Raw genomic sequence first — 25,135 nt, 5'->3', positions numbered from 1 at the left:
ACCGCCCCGCCCCCTCACGCCGGCAACGCGAACTGCGTCACCGCCTCCCGCAACACCTCCGCCTGATCCTTCAACGAATGTGCCGCCGCCGCGGCCTGCTCGACCAGCGCCGCGTTCTGCTGCGTGACCTGATCCATCTCGCCCACCGCGCGGTTGACCTGCTCGATGCCGGTGCTCTGCTCGGTCGCGGCCTGGCTGATCTCGCCGAGGATCTCGTTGACGCGCTTCACCGATTGCACGATCTCCTGCATCGTCGAGCCGGCGCGCGACACAAGCGTCGCGCCTTGCTCGACGGTGGTGGTCGAGGTGTCGATCAGCGATTTGATCTCCTTGGCGGCCGACGCCGAGCGCTGCGCCAGCGAGCGCACCTCGGCGGCCACCACCGCGAAGCCGCGCCCCTGCTCGCCCGCGCGCGCCGCTTCCACCGCCGCATTGAGCGCGAGGATGTTGGTCTGGAACGCGATGCCGTCGATCACGCCGATGATGTCGGCGATCTTGCGCGAGCTGTCGGTGATCTCGTCCATGGTGCGCACCACGTCGCCCACCACGTCGCTGCCGCGCGTCGCCACCTCGGCCGCCTGGCCCGCCAGCGCGGCGGCCTGCGAGGCGCTCTCGGCGCTCTGCCGCACGTGCGAGGTGATCTCGTCCATGCTCGATGCGGTTTCCACCAGCGCGGCGGCCTGCTGCTCGGTGCGCTGCGACAGGTCGGTATTGCCGGCGGAAATCTCGGTCGCGCCCACGTTGATGTTTTCGGTGCCGAGCCGCACGCGCGACACCATGTCGATCAGCCCGGCCTGCATGCTGTGCAGCGCATGCAGCAGGCTCGCGCGATCGTCGCGTTGCAGCGTGACGTGCGCCGTCAGGTCGCCCTGCGCGATGCGGCGCGCCGTATCGACGGCCGATTCGAGGTTGCCGCCGAGGCTGCGCCGCACGCTGCGCAGCACGAACACCATCAGCACGGTGGACACGATGCCGAGCGCGCCCGAGGCGGCGAGCCAGAGCAGCACGTCGTGAATCATCGCCGCGCGGATGTCGTCCATGTACATGCCGGTCACGATGTACCAGTCCCACGGCGCGAAGCGGCGCACCACGCTCGATTTCTCGACCGGCGCGTCGGCGCCGGGCTTCGGCCACAGGTAGCCGACATAGCCAACCTCGCCCGGCCCGTTGCCGGCCTTGACGATGTCCACGAACAAATGCGCGCCGTTCGGATCGGTGAAGCTCGACAGATTCGTGCCGTTCAGCTTGGGCTTGATCGGATGCATGATCATCACCGGCTGCGAATCGTTGATCGAGATATAGCCGTCGCTGCCGTAGCGCATCGCGCCGATCGCGTCGAGCGCGCGGTGCTTGGCCTCGTCCTCGCTGATCGCATGCTGCTGCGACTGCTTGTAGTAATAGTCGGCCACGCCATAGGCCTCGCTGATCAGCGAAGCCAGCGCATCGCGGCGGCCGTCGAGCATCGTCTGGCGCGCGTGCCACGCGCCGAATCCCGCGATCAGCAGCAGGCCGATCCAGAGGATCCCGATCATCGACGTCAGTTTCCGGTTCAGGGTGAAGGAATGCATGGGATGAATGTCCGCCGTCGGGTCGTCTGGTCGTCGTGTGGTCTTCGCCGGCCGCGTGCGCGTGCCGGCTCCTGTCTTGACGGCACACGCGGCGCGCCGGCGCAGGCGGGAATTCCCTGAGAGATGCGCTGAAAACCCTTGATGGGCGCGATTTTGGCGGGGAATCATCTGATCAATCGCGGGCCGGTATATCGGCCGGCCCGCGCGGGGCGGGGCGCCTGCCCGACGCTGCGAGGCACGAACGGAGCGCTCTTCCCGCCATGCTCGCAACGATCAGGGCCGGCGAACCCGGCGTCGAGTTGTGGCCGAACTACGCCTGCAACTGCGCGGAAATCTGCCGCGACACATCACGCAGTTGATCGAGATACCGCTCCACGACCAGATCGACCGTCAACGCCGACGAAAACCACGTCAGCCCGATCGACGCGATCACGAAATCGTTCGCGATCACCGGCACCGCGAGCGTGCCCGACACCGGGCGCACCGTGGCGTCGCGCAGCGCATAGCCGCGCTGGCGGGTGGCGTCGAGCATCGCCTGCACGGCTTCGCGGTCCTGCGCGAGATGATCTTCGGGATGATGGCTCTGGCGCACGATCTCCAGCAGCATGGCCTGCTCGTCGGCCGAGCAGAACGCGAGATAGGCGCGGCCGAGCGCGCGCGAAACCAGGCTCAGGCGCATGTTGATCGACGAGTGCAGCAACGAGAGCGGCGAATACGGAATCGTGCTGTAGCGCACCACCAGCGCATCGACATCGAGCATGCCGACGGCGATCGGCCATTTGATCTTCTCGGTCAGCGCGCGCACCAGCGGCCCGGCCACCTCGACCACGCGCGGCACGTGGTGATACCCCGAGTTCAGCGCGTTGACGCCATCGAGCAGGCGATATTCGCCGGGCCGTGCGCCGCGCGCGACCAGCCCCAGCTCTTCGAAGGTGCGCAGCAGCCGCACCAGCGTCGGCTTCGGCAACAACGTCGACTGATGCAGGCCGTCGAGCGTCGAAATCGGCATCTGGTTCAGCGCGCGCAGCAGGGTGATGGCCCGTTCTACTGCGCGGATCGACGAATCGCGTTCCGCCATCGTGTCAACCCGGTGTGTGCCCGGCAGCTTTCGCGCGCGAGCCTTGATGAAGCGAGGGATTATCCGCGAAAACGCCCGGACGATCTCGGTTTGCCGGCACGCGCGCCGTCAAGCCATCAGCCCGAGCGCGCCCTTGCGCAGCAGCGACTGATCCGAGCCGACCACGAACCACGACGCCCCCATCCGCGCGAATTCCTCGCGCTCGCGCGCGTCGCCGAGCGCGACGCCGCCGATCTTGCCCGCCGCGCGCGTGATGGCGAGCACGTCGACGGTCGCCTGCATGACTTCGGGCGCGCGCGCATCGGTCAGGCCGAACGAGAGTGCGAGATCGGCGCGGCCGACGAACAGGCCGGCCACCCCGTCCACCCCGGCAATCTCCTGCGCGGCCGCGCAACCGGCGCGACTCTCGATCTGACACATGACGGCCGTGCCGTTGCCCGCCTCGACGGCGTTCTTCATCGTCATCGAGCCGTATCCCGCGAAGCGCGGCGAGCTGGAAAAACCGCGTTCGCCGTTCAGGAAGCGGGTGCGGGCGACCAGGCGGCGCGCGTCGTCCGCGGAATCGACGTGCGGCACGAGCAGGCCCGACACGCCCAGATCGAGCGCGGACTGGACGGTCGCGGGTTGAATGTCTGGAATCCGAACGAACAGCGGCAAGCCGACCGAGCGCGCGGCGATCACCATGATGTCGAGCGTGGCGCGATCGAACGGCGCGTGCTCGGCGTCGACGACCGCGAAATGTAGGCCGGCTCCGCCGAGGATTTCGACGATTTGCGGCGCGCCGGTTTTGACGAACGTGCCGATCTGATGCGTGGAATCGTGCATGACGATAAGGCCTGGAAAAAAGAGGTGAAGAAGCGCAGCCCGCGATCAGCGCAGGGCCGGCGCGACGGCGCCGCGCCGGCTCGCGCGTTCCATCGCGTAGGCGGTGGCGCCGAGCAGCAGCAGGCACAGCGCGGGCAGCAGCATCGCGTAGCCGGCGTGGCCGAGCGTCTTGCCGATCCAGGGCATCGCGTTCTGCGCGAGAAAGCCGCCGAAGTTTCCGATGCTGCTGATGGCGGCGAGGCTGGTGGCGGCGCGCCGGCCGCTGAAGTATTTCGACGGCAGCGACCAGAAGCACGGCAGCAGCAGCGAAGTGCAAGGCGTGCCGAGCACGAGCGCGATATAGCGATACACAGGATCGTCCACCAGCATGCTGACGAAGAACGCCACGCAACCGATCACGCCGATCGTGGTGGCCGCCCGGCGCACCTGGCTGTCGCGCTTGAGCCGGCGCGGCACGGTCAGCAACAGCACCGAGGTCAGCGCCCACGGCAACATCGTCAGCAAGCCGTTGAGCGAGCTGGACACGCCGAAGCCGCGAATCACGGTCGGAAGCCAGTAGATGACGCCATAGAGCGAGGTCAGCAGCAGCGTGTAGCCGAGCGCGAACACCATCACGATGCGATCGCCCAGCACGCTCAGGACCGTGCCTTCATGGTTCGTGGAAGGCGCTTCGTCGAGCACCATCCTCGCCAGGCGGCTGCGATCGGCGGGTTCGAGAAAACGCGCGGTCTCGATGCTGCGCGGCAGGCACAGCAGCACGATCGGCGCGAGCACGAGGGCGAATACGCCCGTCACGATGAACACCCACTGCCAGCCCGCGTGATTGAACGTGCCGTCGAGCGACAGCAGCAGGCCGCCGAACGCGGAGCCGAGCATGTTGCCGAGCGCGCTGCCCAGCGTGAGCAGCGCGACGGCGCGCACCTGGTAACGGCGCGGCAGCCACACGGTCAGGTAATAGACCACGCCCGGATACAGCCCCGCTTCCGCCGCGCCCACCAGAAAGCGCAGCGCCGCGAACATCGAACCCGAACTCGTATAGGCCAGCAGCACCGTGGCGATCCCCCAACTCAGCATGATGCGGAAGATCCATTTCGGCGCACCGAAACGATGCACGCCGAGCGCGCTCGGAATTTCGAAGATCAGATAGCCGATAAAGAACAGCGACGACGCAAGGCCGTAGGCGGTCTCGGTCAGGCCGATCTGGTGCACCATCTGCAGCTTCGCGAAGCTGACGTTCATCTTGTCGACGACCGACACCAGATACGTCACCATGATCAGCGGCATGATCCGCCACCAGACTCGCCGGATCAGGCGCTCGTCGTACTCGGCCACGGGTTTGGCCGTCTCGGCCTGCGAAATAGTCATGTCTCCTCCAACGGGGCGTTCTGTTTGCGCAGCGCGCTCTCCCCACGGCGGGCAATACTACGCGCCGCCCATTTCGGCCACCAGCGTGAAATCCCCCGATTCCGCACCGCGAAATCCTGCTGCACCACGGCAACGGCGAGCCGGGCTTTCGGCTCCTGACATTTCGCCCTGCGAAATGTTGTCGAAACGCGCTTGGCTCGCCGCGGCGCGCATGAAAATATTCGTCGCGTAAAACCGGCCGTACATCAAACCGCAAACCGCGCACCGGCTCGCTTACCGCACCGCCCGTCGTGAACGGGGCGGCATAACAGGAGGAGACATCATGAAGAAATCGATGACGTGGTTGGTGGGCGCCGCCGCGTACGGCGTCGCATGCAGCGCGTTCGCCCAGAGCAGCGTGACGCTGTACGGCATCGTGGATGCCGGCTATCGCTATCTCAGCAACGCGGGCGGCAAATCGCAATCCGCCATCGCGGGCGGCAACGAGAGCGCGTCGCGCTTCGGCCTGACCGGCAGCGAGGATCTCGGCGGCGGCTATCGCGCGGTCTTCACGCTGGAAAACGGCTTCACGACCACCACCGGCGCGCTGCAGGCCGGCCTGTTGTTCGGCCGCCAGGCTTACGTCGGGCTTGGCACGCCTTTCGGCACGATCACGCTGGGCCGCCAGTATCTGACGCTGTCGAGCTATCTCGGGCCGTTCGAAGCCGGCACCGACTGGGCGGCGCGCGGCGCGGGCTGGGGCTATCACCCGGCCGGGCTCGACGATGTGGACGGCACCGAGCGCGCGAACAACGCGATCAAGTACGTCAGCCCGCGCTATCGCGGCCTGCAGGTCGGCGCGACGTACAGCCTGGGCGGCGTCGCGGGCGCCGCGACGCGCAACGAGATCATGTCGGCCGGCGCCGACTACGCGCAGGGGCCGTTCAAGATGGCGGCCGCCTGGATGTATGTGAAGAATCCGAATTACGCGCTGTTCGGCAACAACGCCACCAGCAGCGCGACCGGGAACAACTTTACGAGCCCGATCTTCAGCGGCTATGCCACGGCGCGCTCGCAGCAGGTGCTCGGCGCGGGCACGTCGTACGACATCGGCCGGTTCACGCTCGGCGCGATCTACACGAATACCCGGTTCGCGGGCCTCGGCGCGACGGCCGTGGCGGGTGCCGCCCTGCCCTCCGGCGAAGCCGGCAAGAGCGTGACGTTCAACACCGGCGAGGCGAACCTGAAGTACCGGCTGACACCGGCGCTGCTGCTCGGCGTGGCTTACGCGTATACCCGCGCCAGTTCGTTCAACGGGCAAAGCGGTGCGAGCTATCAGCAGTGGAATCTCGGCGCAGACTACTCGCTGTCGAAGCAGACCGACCTCTATGCCGTGCTGCTGCATGAAAAAGCCGGCGGCTTCGATTCGACCGGGCACCGCGCCGTGGCCGCCATGTTCGGCACCACGGCCTCGGCCAGCGACGCGCAAACCGGCTTCACGGTCGGCATCCGCCACATGTTCTAGCGGTTCCTGTTTGAGAGCCCGGCCAGGCCGGGCGTGACGAAGCACCTTGCATTTGAATGGAGACGACATGCGTTCCACGCAACCCTCAACGCCCGGCCAGCCCGGCCAATCCGGCCAGACCGTGAAGCTGTTCGATTCGCACGCGCACCTCGTGGCGGACGACCTTGCGCGCTACCCGCGCAATCCGATGAAACGCTCGCCCAATGCGCCGCCGCGCCTGCCGGGCGTGATCGGCCTGCCGGGGGGCCATCACGGCACGAATCCGATCAACGAAGTGCCCGATGTCTCGCGCATGTTGCCGTGGATGCGCGAGGCGGGCGTGGTCGAAGCCGTCGCGGTGCAGAAGCGCATGGTTTACCGTTTCGACAACAGCTACATCCTCGATTCGTCGGATGCCCATCCGGAGCTCTTTTCCGCCGTCGTGATTCTCGATGCCGAGGACGAAAGCACGCCCGCGCTGGTGCGCCGCTACGTCGACCGGCACGGCCTGGCCGGCGTGCGCCTGTTCGGCGGACGCGAGCCCGACGGCACCATGCCGTGGCTGGAATCGCCGCGCGCGCTGGAAACCTGGGCCGCCGCGAACGAACGCGGGATCGTCATGGATATCGAAGTGCTCGCCGCGGGCGGCGGCGGCCCGTCGGTGCCGACCCTCATCGCGCTGGCGCGGCGCTTCCCGAATTTGCGCGTGGTGCTCGACCACATGCTCGAACCGGAAGCCGAGGACGAGAACTTCGGTTTCGACGAACGCTTCGTGCCGCTCGCCGCCGAGCCGAACATCTACTTCAAGTTCACCTCGATCAATCTCGACATCTATCGGGAAACCGGCACGCCCGCCGACCAGGCGCTGCGCAGCGCGGTCGACATGTTCGGCGCGCACAAGATCATGTGGGGCTCCGATATCGGCACCTCGTCGGGCACCTATCAGGACATGGTGCAACGCATGCTCGACGCCACGGCGCTGCTCACCGAAGCGGAACGCCATGCGGTGTTGTACGAAACCGGCAAGGCCGTGTTCGTGAAGGGCGGCTTGCGCGCGTGATGCGGGCCGGAAAGGACAAGGAGAGCTCAATGTTTATCGATCCGGCGACCACGCCCGGCTTCAAACGCACGCTGTTCAATGCCATCGTCGCGCCGCGTCCGATCGGCTGGATCAGTACGATCAACAGCCAGGGGCAAGTCAATCTCGCGCCGTTCTCGCACTTCAATCTCGTCTCGACGGCGCCGCCCGTCGTGATGTTTTCGTGCAACGCACCGGCCGACCGGCACGAAAAGGACACCGTCACGAACATTCGCGAGACCGGCGAGTTCGTGACGAATCTCGTGTCATGGGCGTTGCGCGAACCGATGAACATGAGTTCGATCGACGCGCCCTACGGCACCGACGAGTTCGAGCTGGCGGGCCTGGAAAAAGCGCCGAGCGTGATGGTGAAGCCGCCGCGCGTGGCCGCCTCGCCGGCCAGCATGGAGTGCCGGCTGTTGCAGATTCTGGACATCGAGCCGACCGGCCCCGGCGAGACCTTCAGCCGGGTGGTGTTCGGGCGCATCGTGGGCGTGCATCTGGACGAGCGCTTCGTGGGCGCGGACGGCCGCTTCGACACCGTGCTCGCCGAACCGCTGACGCGCCTCGACGGCAATCGCTACGCGACGGTCGGCAAACTCGACGAACTGGGCCGCCCGAGCCCGCGCAATGCTTGATATTCGATCAATAAGGATTCCAACATGACTCTCTCCACGGATGCCGGCGTGCGCAGCACCGCCGTCTACGATCTTTCGCCGGGTGCTGTGGCGCGCGGCCAGAACTTCTTCGTGCAATGGCTGCAAGGCGACGGCGCGACGTTCGACGCGAACAGCCCGCGTGAAATGATGCTGCTGCTTCCCGAGGACGGCGCGGAAGTCAGCGTCGGCGGTGGCCCGGTGCAGGCCGTGCCGGGGCGCAGCATCTGCGTGGTGCCGGCGGGCGCGGTCAGCGTGCGGCCCGCGAACGGCGGCCGCGCGGTGCTGCTCGCGTCGTCGCGGCCGGACCTGGCGGCCGATGCCGCGTGCAATGCGGCCGATTACGCGGTGCCCGATACGCGCATCGCCGCCAGCGAAGCCGGTTATCGGCGCACGCACGGCGCGGGCGAATTGCAGGTGATCGAAATCGACCGCATCACGCCGCCCGCCGACAAGCCCCGGCTCAAGATGCTGCAAACCGACACGCTCAGCATCAACTGGGTCGAGTACCAGGACGCGCGCGACCGCTCGAAACTGAGCCCGCACAGTCACACGGATTTCGAACAGGGGTCGCTCGCCATCGAAGGGCATTTCATCCATCACCTGCGGGTGCAATGGGGCCCCGACGCGAACGCGTGGCGCGACGACGAGCATCTGTCGGCCGGCCCCGCTTCGATGGTCACCGTGCCGGTGCAACTGATTCACACCACGGAAGGCGTGGGCGACGGCCGCCATCTGCTGATCGATGTGTTCTCGCCGCCGCGCCATGACTTCATCGGCAAGGGCTGGGTCGCGAACGCGGGCGACTACGTTCGCGATTGATTCGCAAGACGAATCATGACAAGCCACGGCGTGCGTGCATCAAGCATCGGCGGGCGTCGCGCGCAGCCGGGCGAGCGCCAGCACGGCGCGCATCAGCGGCGCGTCGACGCCGAGCCGCACCGCGCATTCGAGCGGCGCGCCGAGTATCGCGTCGAGTTCGAGCGCGCGGCCGGCTTCGAGGTCTTGCAGCATGGAGGTCTTGACCGCGCCGAGCGCGCGCGTTTGCGCGATGCGCTGCGCAACGTCGATATCGAGGGCCAGCCCCGCCGCCTTGCCGATGGCCAGGCACTCGTTCATCAACTGCTCGTAAGCGTGACGCGTATGCGCGTCGTCGAGCAGGCGGTCGGTGCTCGCCTGGGTCAGCACGCTCAGCGGATTCGAGCATGCGTTGCCGAGCAGCTTGATCCACAGGTCGCGCCGGATGTCATCGCTCGCGGTGGTGGGCAGGCCGGCCTCGGTGAAGACTTCGGCCCACTCGGCGGCGCGCGCGCTGACACCGCCGCACGGCTCGCCGAGCGTGATGCGGCCGCCGCTGTGATGGTGCACGACGCCGGGCGCGGGCGCGCTGCACGACGCCATGACGCTGCCGCCGAGCACCTGGGCGAACGGCAGCGCCGCTTCGATGCCGCCGTGCGGATCGACGCTCGCCAGCCGCAACCCATGCAGCGGGTGGCCGGGCGCGAGGCAGTACCACCACGGCAGGCCGTTGCCGACCGGCAGCACGATGGTGTCAGGACCGATCAGCGGTGCGAGCGACGCGGCGAGCGCGGGCAACGCGTGCGCCTTGAGCGCGATCACGACGAGTTCTTGCGCGCCCAGTTCGGCGGCGTGCGCGCACGCGCTCACCGCGACGCTGCGTTCGGATTCGCCGGGGCACGTATAGCGCAGGCCGCGCGAGGCGATCGCGTCGAGCGTTTGGCCGCGCGCGAGCACGGACACGCGATGGCCGGCGAGCGCGAGGCGGGCCGCGAGATGGCCCCCGATCGCGCCTGCGCCGACGATGGCGATGCGGCGCGCGGTGTGGGAATGGACGTTCATGGCAAGCGTTTCAGGTGGGTTGGCGTTCGCTCATTGTCGCCGCAGGCCTTTGGCCGCAAGTTCGCTTTCTGCAAGCTTTTCTCCAGGCGGAATCCGCCGCTGCCGATGGCGCGAGCGTTCCGCATGACTGCATCACTTATGAGGAATACCGACGATGTCGATTGACAGTGCGACAGTCCGGCGCGTCACCGCGCAACTCTACGAGCGCTCGCTCAAGGCGATTCCCGCCGATACGCGGGCGTTCCTGCAACAGGCGTCCGAGCGGGAGACCCACCCCACCGGCCGCGCGACGCTGAAGATTCTCGTCGAAAGCGCCGATGGCGCGCGCCGCGACGATTCGCTGGTGTGCAGCGACGTCGGCATTCCCACCTACAGCGTCAAGGTCGGCACGCGCGTGCAATTCGACGGCCCGGTGCGCGCGGCGATCCGCGACGGCTTTGCCGACCTGGCGGCGTCGATCTCGCCGCCGATCCTCAAGATGGTCACCAACCCGCTGACGCACGAACGCGGCTACGCGGGCAAGGACATGCCGATCGTCAGCTTCGACCTGATCGACGACGCCGACTACGTCGACATCGTGTGCTCGCCGAAGGCGATGGGCACGGGACGCTGGGAGGCGATCGAGGCGTTCGTCTACCCGACCCACGATCAGATCGAGCGCTTCGTGCTCGACACGATGTTGCGCGCCGGCTCGCAGCCGTGCCTGCCGCTGGTGATCGGGGTGGGCATCGGCGGCACGTTCGATTACGCCGCGCGTCTCGCGAAGGAGCAGATGCTGCGGCCGTTCGGGCAGACCAACCCGGAGCCGACGCTCGCGAAGATGGAGCAACGCCTGCTCGATGCGGTCAATGCGATGGGATTCGGGCCGATGGGCACCGGCGGCGACACCAGCGCGATGGCCGTGCATATCGATTACGCGGCGAGCCACGGCTTCGTGCCGATCGCGGTCTGCTTCAACTGCTGGATCAACCGCCGCACGGCCGCGCGCATTCACGGCGACGGCCGCGTGGAATTCCTGGAGGGCGGGCAATGAGTCGCATGCACGATCTGACACTGCCGCTGCGCGCCGAACAGGTGCTCGATCTCCAGCTCGGCGACATGGTGCGGCTGTCGGGCGAGATCACCGTGAGCATCGGTTTGCCGACGCACAAGCGGCTCGCCGAGTCGATCGACAATGGCACGCCGTTGCCGGTCGATCTGCACGGCAGCGCGTTCTTTCATCTGAGCACCTACGTGAACGAAACGGCCGACGGCCCTGAAGCGCTCTACCTGAATCCGAGCACCAGCACGCGCTACAACGCGTGGATGCCGACGCTGATTCGCGGCCTCGGCGTGCGGCTGGTCGGCGGCAAGGGCGGCCTCGACGACGCCAGCGCCGCGGCGCTGCGCGAATGCGGCTGCGCCTACCTGTCGTTTCCGGGCGGCGGGCTGAACCTGCTGTCGCGTGCGTTGCGCCGCGTGGTGGCGATGCACTGGACCGAATACATCTCGCAGTTCCGCCTGCTCACGCTCGACGTCGAGCAACTGGGGCCGGCGACGGTCGCGATCGACGCACGCGGCAACAGCCTCTACGCGCAATTGCACGAGCAGGCCGTGGCGCGCATGCCGGACATCGTCGGGAAACTCGGCCATCGTTGAGCGGCCGTCGAACCGGTTGTTGTGCGCCGCTTCGTGCCGTGTCGCACCGCTACGCAACGGCGTTCGCGGCACGACGTCCGGCTTGCAACAGCGGCGCTTACGCCGGATTCGGCTGCTTCGTGCACAGCCCCTGCACGAAGAACCCGTCGCCGTTCGGCTCGTCGGTGTAATAGATATTGGTGGACGACACCGGCAGGAACACCATCGTGCTCTGCACCTGCTTGCCGTTCGACACGTTCGGCAGCAAGCCGGCCATCAGGCCGTTCACACCGGCGGCATAGGTCGGCGTGGTGGTCGAGGCGGCGGCGTTGAACGTGCTGTTCAGGTTCAGCGTCATCGGGCTGGCGCTGGTGCCCGACGGCGTGAGCGTGGTGCCCGAGATCGTGACCGTCGACGCGATGATGTTGCCGAGCAACTGATCGTTGTCGTTGGTGTTCGGCTCCGAGCACACCCAGCGGCCGTCGTAGCTGCCGCTCGTCAGCGCGGCGGTGGTTTGCAGCACCCACGAGCCGGTGCGCACGGTGCCGCTGCTGTTGACGTTGGCCTGGTCGAGCAAGATGGTGTTGTTGCCGCCGCTGGTGCTGACGAACATGCGGCCGATCGGCAGGCCGTTGACGGCCATGTCGAACGCGCCCGGGTAGGTGGTCTGGTCCGGATCGACGCTGACGGTGCCGGTATCGGCCACGTTCGGGTTCTCGTCGTCCATGCAGGTGTTCGAATACGGCGCGCCCAGGCAGACGCGCAGCGAGCCGTCGGCGTTGATGCGCATCTGGCCGGAATTCACGTCCTGCGTGCCGACCGGCACGCCGTTCGACGCATAGTCGCCCGACAGCTTGATGAAGCTGTAGGTGCCGGCCAGGCCCGCCACGGTGGTCACGCCGTTGTTCGAGGCGCTCACCTGGCCGGCCAGCAGGCCGCTGCCCGCCGACACGTTCGGCACGTTGCTGAGTTGGCCGCTCAATACCCCGTGATTGGCCGCATCGGCGCTCACCGTGAACTGCATGCCCACCGCGCTCGCGCCGGCCGACAGCGTGGCCGGCACGGTGCCGCTCGCCTGGAAGCCGCTCACCACGTAGTTGCCGTTGGTCACGGTGTAGCTGCCCACCAGCTTGCCCGACAGGCCGAACTGCGAGCTGACGAAGGTGGTGGTCACCTGGCCCTTGGCGGGCGCGTCGATCTGCACCGAGATCGTGTCGCCGAAGCTGACCGAGCCGATGTAGGTCTGCTGCGCGGCCAGCGGCTGCGCGGTAGCGGCGGTGCCGCCCGTGGAGCCACCCGAGCCCGAGGTCACGCCCGACGTGCCGCCCGAATTGGCAGTCGCCCCCGAATTGTCGTCGCCCCCGCCCCCGCAGGCCGTCAGCACTGCGCACACCCCGAGGCAAATCCAAGTCTTTTTCATATTGGTCTTTCGTTCCAGATTAAAAACCGTGGCGCTCACTCGCCGTTCCTATTGCCCGCTTTGAATCGCATTGCTTTCAATACGTAATCATTGCGGAATCGTTTTCGCCGAATTTGATTTATTTCGCATGGCATCGACGTTGTGGCATTCTGCGGAGTCGCAAATCGAGACGCATGATCAAAATGCGTCATGACAAAGCAGAGAAATCGCCACGCACGCCAGGATGCGGGCCGGGTCGGGGGATCGATGGCATTACGGGAAGTGAAAACGGGCAAGCCGGACGCGCTCGAAGGGCTGCTGGCCGGGTTTTACGACGCGGTGCTGGAGCCGGATGCCTTGCTGGGCGCGCTCACCGCGTTCGACAACTGGATCGGCAGCAGCGTGGCCCATATGGTGGGCTGGGATCGCGTGACCGGCGCGGCGCCGATCAGCATCATGACGCGGCCCGAATTCCTGCCGGCCGGCGACGCTTATGCGAATTACTACGGCCATATCGATCCGCGCCGACTGCTCGCGCAAGCGCGGCAAGTGGGCGAAATATTCAGCTGCGAAGATTATTTCGACGCGCGCTTCGTCTCGCGCAACGAGTTTTATCAGGATTTACTGATTCCATTCGGCGTCCGTTATGTGCTCGGCAGTTGTGTGTATCGCGAAGGCGGACTCGATGTTTATCTGGTCTTCAATCACGCGGTGGGGCAGCCGTCGTTTTCACCGATGCAACGGCAGGCGGTCGGACGCCTGATGCCGCACCTGCGCCAGACCATCCGCCTGATGATGCGCAACGCGTCGTTGCGGGCCGGCATCGCTTCGGGCGAGGCCGCGCTCGACGCGCTCGGGCAAGGTGTGATCGCAATCGATTCGCACAACGGCATCGTGTTCTGCAATCGCGGGGCGGAAGCCTGGCTCGGCAGGCAGCGCCAGGTCGAGACGGCCGGGCGCCGGCTCGAATCGACCGGCGCGTGGAGCCCGGCGCTCGGCGACGCGATCGCCCGCGTGCGGCTGGCCCACCACCCCGTCAGCCTCACGGTGCGCACCGGCCGGGACGTCTGGCACCTGAGCGTGCTGCCGATGCCCCACGCCGGCCGCACCCCGCACCCGCTCGCCGCGCGGCCGCTGCTCGCGCCGCTGCGCGCCGACCTGATGATCACGGTGCGGCACGCCGAGCGCGAGGCCGCCGCCAGCGAGGGCCAACTGGCGCAATTGTTCGGGCTGACGCCCGCCGAGGCGCGGCTCGCGCATGCGCTGGCGCGCGGGCTGTCGCTCGACGAATTCGCGGCGTCGGCGGCGATCACCGTCACCACGGCCCGCAATCAACTGCGTGCCGTGCTGTCCAAAAGCGGCCACCGCCGGCAGCAGGATTTCGTGCGCGCGGTGTCGTCGCTGCCGGCCTTCGGCGACGCCTGAGCACCGCCTCGTTCGCATAACCGCGCGTCATGCGAAGCGCAAGAGAAAGCACGTTGACGCTGTTTTTCGGCCCTTCGAACCGGACAGCAGCTCGGAAGGCGGGACCGGCCGGGATGCCTGGCTGCGCCGCCCCCCACGTCAAAACGTGTGCTGCATGCCCACGCCGAGCGTGTTGCCGGTGGGGTTGCCGCTGAGTTTGTCGTAGGAATACACGGCATACACGAAGGTGCGCCGCGACAGCACGTATTCGTAGGCCAGACTCGCCGTGTTGCGCACGTCGCTCTGGTCGAGCGGCTTGCTGTGCGCGGTGCGCGCCCATTCGGCGAGGATCAGGTTGGTGGGCGTGAGCCGCACCGTGGCGCCCAGTTCGTAGGTGTGCGAACCGGTTTGCGCGCTGACGTTGCTGGTGGTTTGCGCGGCGGCGTACAGCTTCACGTATTTCGTGTCGTAGGCCGCGCCGGCCAGGTACAGGTACTGATCCGAACTCGGCGCCACCACCGCCGTGCGCACGCGCTGCGCCGTGAACACGGCCGTCAGCGGCCCGCTCGCGTAGGTCAGGTGCAGGCCGAAGTTGTCCTTGCCCTGGTGGCCGGTGGTGCTGCTCACGCCGTAGATCGCCGTGGCAGTCAGCCCGCCCAGGTTCGGCGAGACGTATTCCACCGCGTTGTCCCACACGGTGTCGCCGATTTCCGTGTTGTCGTAGGTCGTGGTGTACGACTGCACGATCAGCGGCGAGAACACCACCGACGAGCCGAACGGGTTCACCAGTTGCTGGTTGATGTAGGTGGGGTTGGTCTGCTCGCCGAGCTTGACGGTGCCGAAGCGCGCCGAACTCAGCCCCACGTAGGCGTTGCGCGAGAACAGGCCGTCGGTGGTGTTGCGCCCCATCTGCCCGGTGTTCGGCCGGAAGAAGCTCTCCAGCGAGAAGATCGCCGCATTGCCGCCGCCCAGTTCCTCGCGGCCGCGAATCCCCCAGAACGAGGTGGTCATGCCGCCGCCGCCGACCTGCGCGGTGCTGGCCTTCGAGGTGCTCAGTTTCGAGGTGTCCACGTACATGCCGATCAAGCCGTACATCTGCACCGAGCCCGAGGCGGTATCGAGCGCGGCGGCCTTCGCGGCGCTGTAGTCCTCGGCATGCGCCGCGCCGCTCAGGCCGGCGATCAGGATTCCGAACCATGCCGGGTGCGGGCGGGCGTGGCGCGCGCGGCGGGCAGCCGCAGCCAGGGGTGCGTTCATGACGAAAGTCTCCAATATGGTTTTTTATGAAGCGAGTTGCGCCGCCACCTGCGCCAAGCGCGGGCGGACGGGTCATGCCGTTCAGGGGATGCCCGGGCGTCGCGCCCGGGCCAATGCATCAGGACATCGAAGGAACCGGCCGCTCAGGCCGCTCAGGCCGATCGGCGGCGGGCCATCTCGGCGTTGAGCTTGTCGCGATCGAGCTCGCGCTCCCAGGCCGACACGGCCAGCGTGGCGACGCCGTTGCCGATGGTGTTGACGATCGCCAGGCCGGTGCCCATGAAACGGTGGATGCCGAGGATCAGCACCATGCCCGACACGGGAATCAGCGGGAACACCAGCAGCGTGGAGGTCAGCATCACGAACGCCGCGCCGGCCACGCCGCTCGCGCCCTTCGAGGTCAGCATCGCCACGCCGATCAGCGTGATCTGCTGGATCAGGCTCAGTTCGACGTTGAAGGCCTGCGCGATGAACAGCACCGCCATCGTCAGGTAGATGTTGGTGCCGTCCAGGTTGAACGAGTAGCCGGCCGGAATCACCAGGCCCACCACCGATTTCGAGCAGCCGAGCCGTTCGAGCTTCTCCAGCATCTGCGGCAGCGCCGCCTCCGACGAACTGGTGCCCAGCACGATCAGGATCTCTTCGCGGATATAGCCCATGAAGCGGAAGATGCTGAAGCCGAGCGCGCGCGAGATCAGCCCGAGCACCACCACGATGAACACCGCGAGCGTCAGGTAGAACGCGCCGATCAGCTTCAGCAGCGGCAGCACCGCGCCGATCCCGTAGGTGCCGATGGTGAACGCCATCGAGCCGAACGCGCCGAGCGCCGCCACCTTCATGATGATGTGGACGATGCCGAAGAACGAATGCGCCACCTGGTCGATCAGTTGCGTGAGCCCGCGGCCGCGTTCGCCGAGCGCGGCGAGCGCCGCGCCGAACAGCACCGACACCAGCAGCACCTGCAGCACGTTGCCCGTCACGAACGCGCCCATCACCGAATCCGGAATGATGTGCATCAGGAAATCGACGGTGTTCTGGTGATGCGCGGCGGTGGTGTAGCCGGCCAACGCCTTGGTGTCGAGCGTGGCGGGGTTCAGGTCGAAGCCGGCGCCGGGCTTGAGCAGGTGGCCGCCGATCAGGCCCACCACCAGCGACAGCGTGGACACCACCTCGAAATACAGCATCGCCTTGCCGCCCACCCGGCCGACCTTCTTCATGTCGCCCATGCCGGCGATGCCGGTCACCACGGTGCAGAAGATGATCGGGCCGATCACCATCTTGATCAGCTTGATGAACGCGTCGCCGAGCGGCTTCATCTGCACGGCGAGCGACGGCGCGAAATGGCCGAGCAGCACGCCCAGCGCGATGGCCACGAACACCTGGAAATACAGCGCGCGATAGAACGGCTTGCGGGGGCTGCGGGTGGCGGCGGTCATGGTGGCGCTCTCGCTCATGACGCCACTCCCGTGCGGGACGTCGGCTTGTCGATGCGGGTCATACCTGTCTCCTTCATGGATGCGTCGGCGGCGCGCGTGCGCCGCCGGCCTTGCCTCGTCCGCCGTCTGGCGCGGCGGATCTGCTTGAAACGGGGTCGTACGGGTGAATCGTTCGGCTTACCGGCCGTACAGCCGGAGCGGATTATCGACCAACAGCTTGCGGCGCAGTTCCGGATCGGGACAGAAGCGGAACATCAGGTCCACCAGGCCGCCGTCGTTCGGCATGTCGCGCGTGATGTTCGGATGCGGCCAGTCGGTGCCCCACAGCACGCGGTCGGGCGCGGCCTCGATCAGCGCCTGCGCGAACGGAATCGCATCGTCGAACGGCCGCGTGCCGGCCGACACGCGCTCGCCGCCGCACACCTTGACCCACGCGAGCGGGTTGCGCATCAGTTCGAGCAGTTGTGCGAACGGTTGCTGATCGACGCCGGCCTCGGCGCGCACGCGGCCCATGTGGTCGATCACGAACGGCACCTGGATGCGCGCGATGCGATCGGCATAGGCGACGATGTCCTGCGCGTCGAGGTGCAGCACGACGTGCCAGCCCAGATGCTGAATGCGCTCCAGCACGCGATCGAACACGTCCAGATCGGGCGCGCCGCCCAGGTGCGCGACGAAGTTGAAGCGCACGCCGCGCACGCCGGCCGCGTCGAGGTCGGCCAGCTCGTTGTCGGTCACGCTGCCGTCCACGATCGCCACGCCCATGTAGCGGCCTTCGCTGCGGGCGATCGCGTCGAGCATCGCGGCGTTGTTCGTGCCGTGGCAGCTTGCCTGCACGATCACGCCGCGCGCCAGGCCCAGGAAGTCGTGCAGTTCGACCAGGCGCTCGAACGGCGCGTCGGGCGGCGTGTAGCTGCGGTCCGGCGCGTACGGGAACGCGGCGGCCGGGCCGAACACGTGGCAGTGGGCATCCCAGGCGCCGGCGGGCAACACGTGCGCGGGGCGCACCGGATGGGGATCGGGGGGCAGGCAGGATTTCATCGGCTGTCTCGTGGCTGGCCGCTCGCGGCGGCCGTCGTTCGGGAATGGTGTGCATTGTGGTGGCTCCGCTGCCTCGCTACAATCGCCATACCAAACTAGCTGTTATACACATTCCACATATCTCGATCATGGATCTCCGGCAACTCGACGCATTCGTCCATGTGGCGGAACTCGGCAGCTTCACGCGCGCCGCCAACACGCTGAACACCAACCAACCCGCCCTGAGCCGCCTGGTGCGGCAACTGGAGGTGGAACTGCGCCACACGCTGCTGGAGCGCAACGGGCGCGGCGTGACGCTGACGCCGGCCGGCCAGCGCATGCTGGCGCACGCCAAGGGGCTGTTGCAGCAGGTGCAGCGCGCCTCGCAGGATCTCGACGAACTGCGCGGCACGCTCGGCGGCCATTTCGGCATCGGCATCACGCCGAGCTTCGCGCGGGTCGGCACGCTCGAACTGGTGCGGCACTTCCGCGGCACGTTTCCGGGTGCCACGCTGTCGGTTGCGCAGGGGCTGTCCACCTACCTGACCGAGTGGCTGATGATGGGCCGCATCGACGTGGCCGTGCTGTACGACACGTTCGACACGCCCTCGATCGACAAGCGCACGATCCACACCGAGGAGCTGTTCCTGGTCGGGCCGGGCCACGCCGCGCCGGTCGAATCGATCACGCTGCGCGAGATCGTGCGCTACCCGCTGGTGATCCCGGGCCGCATGCACGCGATCCGGCACATGGTGGAGGCCGCCGCCGCCGAGCAGGGCATCCGCCTGAACATCGAACTGGAAGTGGACGGCGTGGCCTCGATCCTCGATCTGGTCAGCGAGGGGATCGGCCACGCGGTGCTGTCGCTGAACGCGATTCCGGCCGACCTGCCGCCCGGCCATTTCCGCCTGACGCGGATCACCGAGCCGACGCTGTACAGCCGCCTCGCGATCGCCACCAGCCGCCGCCATCCGCTGCCGCAACTGGCGCGGCAGGCGATCGCGATGCTCGAGGCGCAGGTGCTGCCGCTCTATGGGGCCACGCGCGGGCGCTGAACGCGCCGCCGCCCTTCTCCGTCTCCGAACCGCCCCAAACGCGGGAAAACACCAATGCCGTGCAGGCGTTTCGACGTTTACTGTATCGATACACTAAATCGATACAGTCGCCGCGTGGCCGTCGCGCCGACCCAATAACCGGCTCGCGCAGCGCGCGGCACCCAGGAGACACCACCATGCAGTCGAATTCCCGCAGACGCTTTCTTCAAACCGCCTCGGCAGCCTCGCTGGCCGCGGCCGGCATCGGCCTGCCGGCCATCGTGCGCGCGCAGGCGCCGATCGCGCTGCGCGTGTCGTCGTCGATGCCGGCCAACGACAACGCCGCGCACTACGTCTGGTATCAGCACCTGGCGGCCAACCTGAAGGCGAGCGTGGGCGATCGCATCCGCATCGATTTCTTCCCGAACAACCAGCTCGGCAAGGAAAGCGACGTGGTGCAGCAGGTCAAGGTGGGCGCGGTGGACATGATGGTGTCCGGCTCGTCGATCTGGGCGACGGTGCTGCCCGAGTTGGGCATGCTCGACCTGGGCTACCTGTTCGACGGCTTCGATCACGTCGGCCGCGCGATGGACCGCTCGGTGGGCGCCTCGTTCGACACGCTGCTGCAACAGCGCGCCGGCTGCTCGGTGGTGGGCTGGGGCTATTCGTTCGGCGGGCGCAACGTGTTCACCAAGAAGCCGGTGCACACGCTGGCCGACATCAAGGGCCTCAAGTTGCGCGTGCTGCCCACGCCGGCGTTCATGGAAACCTTCAAGCTGATGGGCGCGGTGCCCACGCCGATTCCGGTCGGCGAGCTGTACATGGCCGCGCAAACCGGCGTGGTGGACGGCTTCGAGCACGACTGCGCGACGGTGCTGGCCAGCAAGTTCGACGAGGTGGTCAAGTCGTGCTGGGAAACCCAGCACGTGTTCAGCCCGATCGTGGCCGTGATGGGCCGCCGCTCGCTGGCCAAGCTGCCGGCCGACCTGCTGCCCGCGTTCCAGGCCGCGGCCCGCAATGCCACGCTGCAGCAGCGCCAGGCCGCGATCCAGACGGCCGCGCGCGCCGCCGACGCGCTCAAGCAGCGCGGCATGCAGTTCTCGCCGATGTCGGCGGCCGATCGCGCCACCGTGCGCGGCGAGATGCAGGCCAAGCTCTACGCCAGCTTCGCGAAGCAGTATCCGGCCACCGCGCCGCTGTTCCCGGCCATCGCGGCCGCGCGGAGCTGAGTTCATGCGCGCCCTGTCTACCGATTCCACGGCGGCGGCCACGGCTGCCGGCGTCGCCGCCGATGCCGCCACCGCTACCGATGCCGCCAACGCTCCGCCCTCGACGCGGCTCGCGCGCGGCCTGAGCCGCCTGCTGCACGCGATCGAATACTTCTGCGCGGCGGTGCTGGCGGCCGATGTGGCCGTGGTGTTCATCTCGGTCGTGTACCGCTATTTCCTGCACGATCCGGTGGACTGGGCCGAGGAAGTGGCCGGGGCGCTGATGATCGTGCTGGTGTTCTGCGGCGCGGCCACGGTGCTGGCGCGCAGCCAGCACGTGGGCGTCGACCTGTTTCGCGGCATGCTGCCCGCGCGCTTGCAGCCGGTGCTGGTGCAGGCCGGCCACTGGGTGATCGCGGGCGTGGCGGCCAACCTGTGCGTGTCCTCGTACCTGCTGCTGCTCGATTCGTTCGGGCAGATGACGCCGAGCGGCCTGCCCGCCTGGATCAACGTCTATCCGCTGGTGGCGGGCAGCGCGTTCATGGCGCTGTTCGGCTTGGTCAACGCGCTGAACGGCCCGCGCCGCGCGGTGCTGCAGGCGCTGGCCGGCTGCGTGCTGGGCGTGGCCGCGGTGCTGGCCTGGAACGCGCTGGTACCCGCGCACGCGCTGCGGCCCGGCGCGCTGCTGGCGATCGGCTTCTTCGGCGGGCTGCTGCTCGGCGTGCCGATCGGCTTCGTGCTGGCGTTCAGCGCGCTGCTCTACTTCCTCGCCGAGCCGTCGCTGCCGATGCTGGTGTACGCGCAGCAGGTGGTGGCCGGCACCGATCACTTCGTGCTGCTGGCGATCCCGTTCTTCGTGCTGGCCGGCCTGCTGATGGAAAGCAACGGCATGTCGTCGCGGTTGATCGAGCTGCTGCTGCGCCTGTTCGGCCGCGTGCGCGGCGGGCTCGGCCTGATCACCATCATCGCGACCGCGTTCTTCTCGGGCGTGTCCGGCTCGAAGCTGGCCGACATCGCGGCGGTGGGCGGCGTGGTGATGCCGGCCGTGCGCCAGAGCCGCGAGGATCCGAACGAGGCCGCCGCGCTGCTCGCCGCGAGCGCCGTGATGGCCGAGACGATCCCGCCGTGCGTGAACATGATCATCATGGGCTTCGTCGCCAACATCTCGATCGCCGGGCTGTTTCTGGCGGGCGTGGTGCCGGCGGTGGTGCTGGCGGTGGCGCTGGCCGCGGTGGCCGTGATCGCGGGCCGCCGCATCGACCTGGCCGCCGCGCTGCCGAACCCGCGCACCTGGCTGCCGCTGCTGGGCGGCGCGCTGGTCGCGCTGATCATGATCGCGATGATCGGCAAGGGCGTGACCTCGGGCGTCGCCACCTCCACCGAGGTGTCCGCGTTCGCCGTGGTGTATGCGCTGCTGGTGGGCTGGCTGGCGTTCCGCGAACTGACGCCGCGCTCGATCGCCCGCGTATTCGTGCGCTCGGCGTCGATGGCGAGCAGCATCCTGTTCATCGTCGCGGCCGCCTCCAGCGTGTCGTTCGCGCTGACCATCGAGCAGATTCCCGCGCTGGTGTCCGATTCGATGATCGCCTTCGCGCATCAGTACGGCCCGACCATGTTCATCCTGCTGTCGGTGCTGCTGATGATCGTGTTCGGCGCGGTGCTCGAAGGCGCGCCCGCGCTGATCATCTTCGGCCCGCTGCTCACGCCGATCGCGATGCAGCTCGGCATCAATCCGCTGCACTTCGGCACCGTGATCGTGGTGGCGATGGGCCTGGGCCTGTTCGCGCCGCCGATCGGGCTGGGGCTGTTCGCCACCTGCGCGATCACCGGCACCGACGTCAAGGCGGTGGCGCGGCCGATGCTCAAATATCTGCTGGTACTGTGCGCGGCTCTCGTGGTACTGATTCTGGTGCCGTCGTTTTCCCTGTGGTTGCCGACCCGGCTCGGCCTGTAACCGGATTTCACTGTCAGACATGAGCACCATTCAGGATGTCGCCCGCCACGCCGGCGTGTCCGTCAGCACCGTCTCGAACGTGCTCAACGGCCGCACCGACCAGATGCGCCAGGACACGCTGGCGCGCGTGCAGGCCGCGATGGACGCCCTGCAATACCGCCCGAGCACGCTCGCGCGGCAATTGAAGACGGGCCAGACGCCGCTGGTCGGGCTGCTGGTGCCGTCGATCGCCAACCCGATGTACGGCTACATCGCGCGCGAGGTGGAAACGCTCGCGCAGGAGCGCTACGGCCACCGCGTGCTGATCGGCAACACCTATCGCGATCCGCTCAAGGAAGCGTCGTTCTTCGAGGATCTGCTCTCGCAGGGCGTGCGCCGCGTGATCGTGATCTCGTCGCTGGCCGACGAGCGGCACCTCGAAACCGCCGCCGAGCGCGGCATGGTGGTGGTCAGCTACGACCGCCGCGCCACCGATGGCGAACACACCCGCATCGATCACGTCACGCCCGACAACTTCGGCGCGGCGCGCATGGCCACGCGGCACCTGATCGCGCACGGCCACACGCAACTCGCCTACGCCACGCTGGCCGGCATGACCATGAGCCGTCGCGACAAGATCGAGGGCTTCCTGGCCGCCGCCGACGAAGCGGGCCTGGCCGGCAGCGCACGCGTGCTCGACAGCGGCACCGTCAATGAATACGGCGATTCGATGATCGCGCAGAACGGCCGCGCGCTCGCGCAGCGGCTGGCCGCGGATGCCGACCGGCCCACCGGCATCGTCGCCGTGAACGACCTGATGGCGCTCGGGCTGATGGCCGGCCTGCGCGAATCGGGGCTGCGCGTGCCGGAGGACATCTCGATCGTCGGCATGGACGGCCATTTCCTCGGCGCGATTTCGAACCCCGCGCTGACCACCGTGCAGTTGCCCGTGCCCGCGATGGCCGCCGCGATGGTCGAGCGCGTGATGCGCCAGGGCGACGCGCCCGCCGCCGCGCCCGCACTCTTCACGGACATCGCGCTGGTCGAGCGCGAATCGGTCGCGCCGCCGGCGCACCGCTGATTTCCAGGAACGCCCCATGAACAAGGTATTCGTGAGCCATCCGCGCCGGATGCTCGACCACTACTTCGGCGCGCGCGCCACCGCCGCACTGCGCGCCATCGCCGAGGTCCGCTTCAACCAGGAAGATCGCGAACTGAGCACCGCCGAGCTGGCGGCCGCCGCGCACGACGCCGACGTGATCATCGGCTACCGGCAGACGCCCGCGCCGCGCGCGCTGTTCGAGGCGCTGCCGGAGCTGGTCGCGTTCCTGCGCTGCGCGGTGGACATCCGCACCATCGACGTGGCCGCCGCCAGCGAGCACGGCGTGCTGATCACGCAGGCCAGCGCCGGGTTCGTGGCGTCGGTCAGCGAATGGGTGATCGGCGCGATGCTCGACCTCGCGCGCGACACCAGCGCCTACGCGCTCGCCTATCGCGCCGGCCAGGCGCCCGTGCCGCGCATGGGCCGCGAGCTGCGCGGCGCCACGCTCGGCGTGATCGGCTACGGGCAGATCTCGCGCTACCTGTGCGGCCTCGCGCTGGCGTTCGGAATGCGCGTGATCGTGTTCGATCCGTTCGCCGACGTGACCGACCTGCGGCTGCATCAGGTCGATCGCGACACGCTGCTCGGCGAGGCCGATTTCGTGGTGTGCCTCGCGCCGGCCAACGCCGACACCGCGAACTTCATGAACGCGCAGGCGTTCGCCGCCATGAAGCCCGACGCGTTCTTCATCAATGCCGCGCGCGGCGAGCTGGTGGACGACGCCGCGTTGCTCGACGCGCTCGAACGCGGCCAACTGGCCGGCTGCGCGCTCGACGTGGGCCGCGCGGCGGACCAGATGCCGTCGGCGGCGCTCGCCGCGCACCCGCGCGTGATCGCCACGCCGCATGTGGGCGGCCTGACGCCCGGTGCGATCGAGCATCAATCGCTCGAAACCGTGACGCAAACCCAGGCGCTGTTCGAAGGCCGCCTGCCCGACGGCGCCGTGAACGCCGCGCACGCGAGCCGCTTCGCGCAGCGGGTTGCCGCCCGATCCGCCACCCGATTCGACCTGCCGGAGCAAACCCGATGACCGCACCGCAAGCGGGCCGCCTCGACGGCGCCTGCGATTGCCATATCCATGTGTACGAAGCCGGCTACGCGCTCGCGCCGAGCGCGACGTTCACGCCGCCGCCCGCGCCCGCCTCCGCCTACCGCGAGGTGCAGCAGGCGCTGGGTTTCTCGCGCGTGATCGTGGTGCAGCCCACCGGCTATGGTTTCGACAACCGCTGCACGCTCGACGCGATCGCGCAGCTCGGCAGCGGCGCGCGCGGCGTGGCCGTGGTGCCGGAAAGCATCGACGAGAAGGAACTGCAACGGCTGCACGCGGGCGGCATGCGTGGCGTGCGCTTCATGATGCTGCCCGGCGGCCTGCAGGGCTGGGATGCGCTCGACGCGCTGGCCGCGCGCATCGCCCCGCTCGGCTGGAACGTCAACCTGCAACTCGACGGCCGCACGCTGCCCGAGCGCGAAGCGCAACTCCTGGCCTTGCCGGCGCGGCTCGTGATCGATCATCTGGGGAAATTTCTCGGGCCGGTGACGCGCGACGGCCAGGCGTTCGCCGCGCTATGCCGGCTGCTCGATGCGGGGCGCTGCTGGGTGAAGCTCTCGGCGCCGTACGAAAGCTCGCGCAGCGGGCCGCCCGCCTATGACGACGTGGCCTGGATCGCCCGCGAACTCGCCGCGCGCTACCCGGAACGCTGCCTGTGGGCCTCGAACTGGCCGCATCCGAACGTGAAGCCCACGCCCGACACGGCCCGGCTGCTCGATTGGGCGCTCGATTGTCTCGGCCCAGAAACGACACGCCGCCGGATT

22 protein-coding genes are annotated in these 25,135 nt (G+C 68.0%); 13 read left to right on the top strand and 9 right to left on the bottom strand.

Annotated elements, in window-relative coordinates:
• Positions 1-14: 14 nt before the first annotated feature.
• The 4 genes from ACYP33_RS22945 to ACYP33_RS22930 form a co-directional block, all read right to left on the bottom strand.
• Positions 15-1,568 carry a methyl-accepting chemotaxis protein gene (locus ACYP33_RS22945; protein ID WP_459624051.1) on the bottom strand — a complete coding sequence of 518 codons (1,554 nt, stop codon included), beginning with the start codon at positions 1,566-1,568 and terminating at the stop codon, positions 15-17.
• Between the two features lie 310 nt (positions 1,569-1,878).
• On the bottom strand, positions 1,879-2,646 hold the full coding sequence (locus ACYP33_RS22940) for a DNA-binding transcriptional regulator (protein ID WP_459624050.1): 768 nt from the start codon (positions 2,644-2,646) through the stop codon (positions 1,879-1,881).
• Between the two features lie 108 nt (positions 2,647-2,754).
• Positions 2,755-3,471, bottom strand: coding sequence for an HpcH/HpaI aldolase family protein (locus ACYP33_RS22935; protein ID WP_414447968.1), 717 nt, complete (start codon positions 3,469-3,471; stop codon positions 2,755-2,757).
• Positions 3,472-3,516: 45 nt separating this feature from the next.
• On the bottom strand, positions 3,517-4,836 hold the full coding sequence (locus ACYP33_RS22930; protein WP_459624049.1) for an MFS transporter: 1,320 nt from the start codon (positions 4,834-4,836) through the stop codon (positions 3,517-3,519).
• A 322-nt stretch (positions 4,837-5,158) separates the two neighbouring features.
• Between ACYP33_RS22930 and ACYP33_RS22925 the strand changes: the two genes are divergently transcribed.
• The 4 genes from ACYP33_RS22925 (at position 5,159) to ACYP33_RS22910 (ending at position 8,875) form a co-directional block, all read left to right on the top strand.
• Positions 5,159-6,340: a porin gene (locus tag ACYP33_RS22925; protein ID WP_459624048.1), complete on the top strand. Its 1,182-nt coding sequence runs from the start codon at positions 5,159-5,161 to the stop codon at positions 6,338-6,340.
• Positions 6,341-6,407: 67 nt separating this feature from the next.
• Complete coding sequence (locus ACYP33_RS22920) at positions 6,408-7,379, top strand: amidohydrolase family protein (protein WP_459624047.1); 972 nt, start codon at positions 6,408-6,410, stop codon at positions 7,377-7,379.
• A gap of 29 nt (positions 7,380-7,408) precedes the next feature.
• Positions 7,409-8,035: a flavin reductase family protein gene (locus ACYP33_RS22915; protein WP_414447972.1), complete on the top strand. Its 627-nt coding sequence runs from the start codon at positions 7,409-7,411 to the stop codon at positions 8,033-8,035.
• A gap of 24 nt (positions 8,036-8,059) precedes the next feature.
• A complete protein-coding gene (locus ACYP33_RS22910; protein WP_414447973.1) occupies positions 8,060-8,875 on the top strand; it encodes a cupin domain-containing protein in 816 nt (271 codons plus the stop codon).
• A 39-nt stretch (positions 8,876-8,914) separates the two neighbouring features.
• Here the strand turns inward: ACYP33_RS22910 and ACYP33_RS22905 are convergent, their stop codons facing one another.
• A complete protein-coding gene (locus ACYP33_RS22905) occupies positions 8,915-9,913 on the bottom strand; it encodes a ketopantoate reductase family protein (RefSeq protein WP_459624046.1) in 999 nt (332 codons plus the stop codon).
• A gap of 154 nt (positions 9,914-10,067) precedes the next feature.
• Between ACYP33_RS22905 and ACYP33_RS22900 the strand changes: the two genes are divergently transcribed.
• A complete protein-coding gene (locus tag ACYP33_RS22900) occupies positions 10,068-10,946 on the top strand; it encodes a fumarate hydratase (protein ID WP_414447975.1) in 879 nt (292 codons plus the stop codon).
• Positions 10,943-11,551 (top strand): fumarate hydratase C-terminal domain-containing protein, encoded by a 609-nt coding sequence (locus ACYP33_RS22895; RefSeq protein WP_459624045.1) that lies wholly within the window; start codon positions 10,943-10,945, stop codon positions 11,549-11,551. The genes ACYP33_RS22900 and ACYP33_RS22895 overlap by 4 nt, the downstream gene beginning before the upstream one ends.
• 97 nt (positions 11,552-11,648) lie before the next feature.
• Here ACYP33_RS22895 and ACYP33_RS22890 read toward each other — a convergent pair whose 3' ends face one another.
• A complete protein-coding gene (locus ACYP33_RS22890) occupies positions 11,649-12,950 on the bottom strand; it encodes a hypothetical protein (protein ID WP_459624044.1) in 1,302 nt (433 codons plus the stop codon).
• 189 nt (positions 12,951-13,139) lie between these two features.
• Between ACYP33_RS22890 and ACYP33_RS22885 the strand changes: the two genes are divergently transcribed.
• Positions 13,140-14,354, top strand: a complete 1,215-nt coding sequence (locus ACYP33_RS22885; protein ID WP_459624043.1) for a helix-turn-helix transcriptional regulator — start codon at positions 13,140-13,142, stop codon at positions 14,352-14,354.
• A 138-nt stretch (positions 14,355-14,492) separates the two neighbouring features.
• Here the strand turns inward: ACYP33_RS22885 and ACYP33_RS22880 are convergent, their stop codons facing one another.
• The 3 genes from ACYP33_RS22880 to ACYP33_RS22870 form a co-directional block, all read right to left on the bottom strand.
• Positions 14,493-15,590 carry a porin gene (locus tag ACYP33_RS22880; protein WP_459624042.1) on the bottom strand — a complete coding sequence of 366 codons (1,098 nt, stop codon included), beginning with the start codon at positions 15,588-15,590 and terminating at the stop codon, positions 14,493-14,495.
• A 152-nt stretch (positions 15,591-15,742) separates the two neighbouring features.
• Positions 15,743-17,044, bottom strand: coding sequence for a dicarboxylate/amino acid:cation symporter (locus ACYP33_RS22875; protein WP_414447979.1), 1,302 nt, complete (start codon positions 17,042-17,044; stop codon positions 15,743-15,745).
• A 159-nt stretch (positions 17,045-17,203) separates the two neighbouring features.
• On the bottom strand, positions 17,204-18,067 hold the full coding sequence (locus ACYP33_RS22870) for an amidohydrolase family protein (protein WP_414447980.1): 864 nt from the start codon (positions 18,065-18,067) through the stop codon (positions 17,204-17,206).
• Positions 18,068-18,195: 128 nt separating this feature from the next.
• Between ACYP33_RS22870 and ACYP33_RS22865 the strand changes: the two genes are divergently transcribed.
• From ACYP33_RS22865 to ACYP33_RS22840, 6 genes are all read left to right on the top strand, one after another.
• Positions 18,196-19,101, top strand: coding sequence for a LysR family transcriptional regulator (locus ACYP33_RS22865; protein ID WP_459624041.1), 906 nt, complete (start codon positions 18,196-18,198; stop codon positions 19,099-19,101).
• A 176-nt stretch (positions 19,102-19,277) separates the two neighbouring features.
• Entirely contained in the window at positions 19,278-20,309 is a 1,032-nt protein-coding gene (locus ACYP33_RS22860) for a TRAP transporter substrate-binding protein (RefSeq protein WP_414441496.1), read from the top strand.
• Positions 20,310-20,313: 4 nt separating this feature from the next.
• Positions 20,314-22,242 (top strand): TRAP transporter large permease, encoded by a 1,929-nt coding sequence (locus tag ACYP33_RS22855; RefSeq protein ID WP_459624040.1) that lies wholly within the window; start codon positions 20,314-20,316, stop codon positions 22,240-22,242.
• A 19-nt stretch (positions 22,243-22,261) separates the two neighbouring features.
• On the top strand, positions 22,262-23,302 hold the full coding sequence (locus ACYP33_RS22850; protein ID WP_459624039.1) for a LacI family DNA-binding transcriptional regulator: 1,041 nt from the start codon (positions 22,262-22,264) through the stop codon (positions 23,300-23,302).
• Between the two features lie 16 nt (positions 23,303-23,318).
• Positions 23,319-24,353 (top strand): NAD(P)-dependent oxidoreductase, encoded by a 1,035-nt coding sequence (locus ACYP33_RS22845; protein WP_459624038.1) that lies wholly within the window; start codon positions 23,319-23,321, stop codon positions 24,351-24,353.
• Positions 24,350-25,135: amidohydrolase family protein (locus ACYP33_RS22840; RefSeq protein ID WP_459624037.1), on the top strand; the 786-nt coding region annotated here is incomplete at its 3' end. The genes ACYP33_RS22845 and ACYP33_RS22840, both read left to right, overlap by 4 nt.

Source organism: Burkholderia sp. 3C, assembly GCF_054589155.1.
Note: the sequence above shows the minus strand (reverse complement) of the source record. Positions and strands in the feature narration are given on the sequence as shown.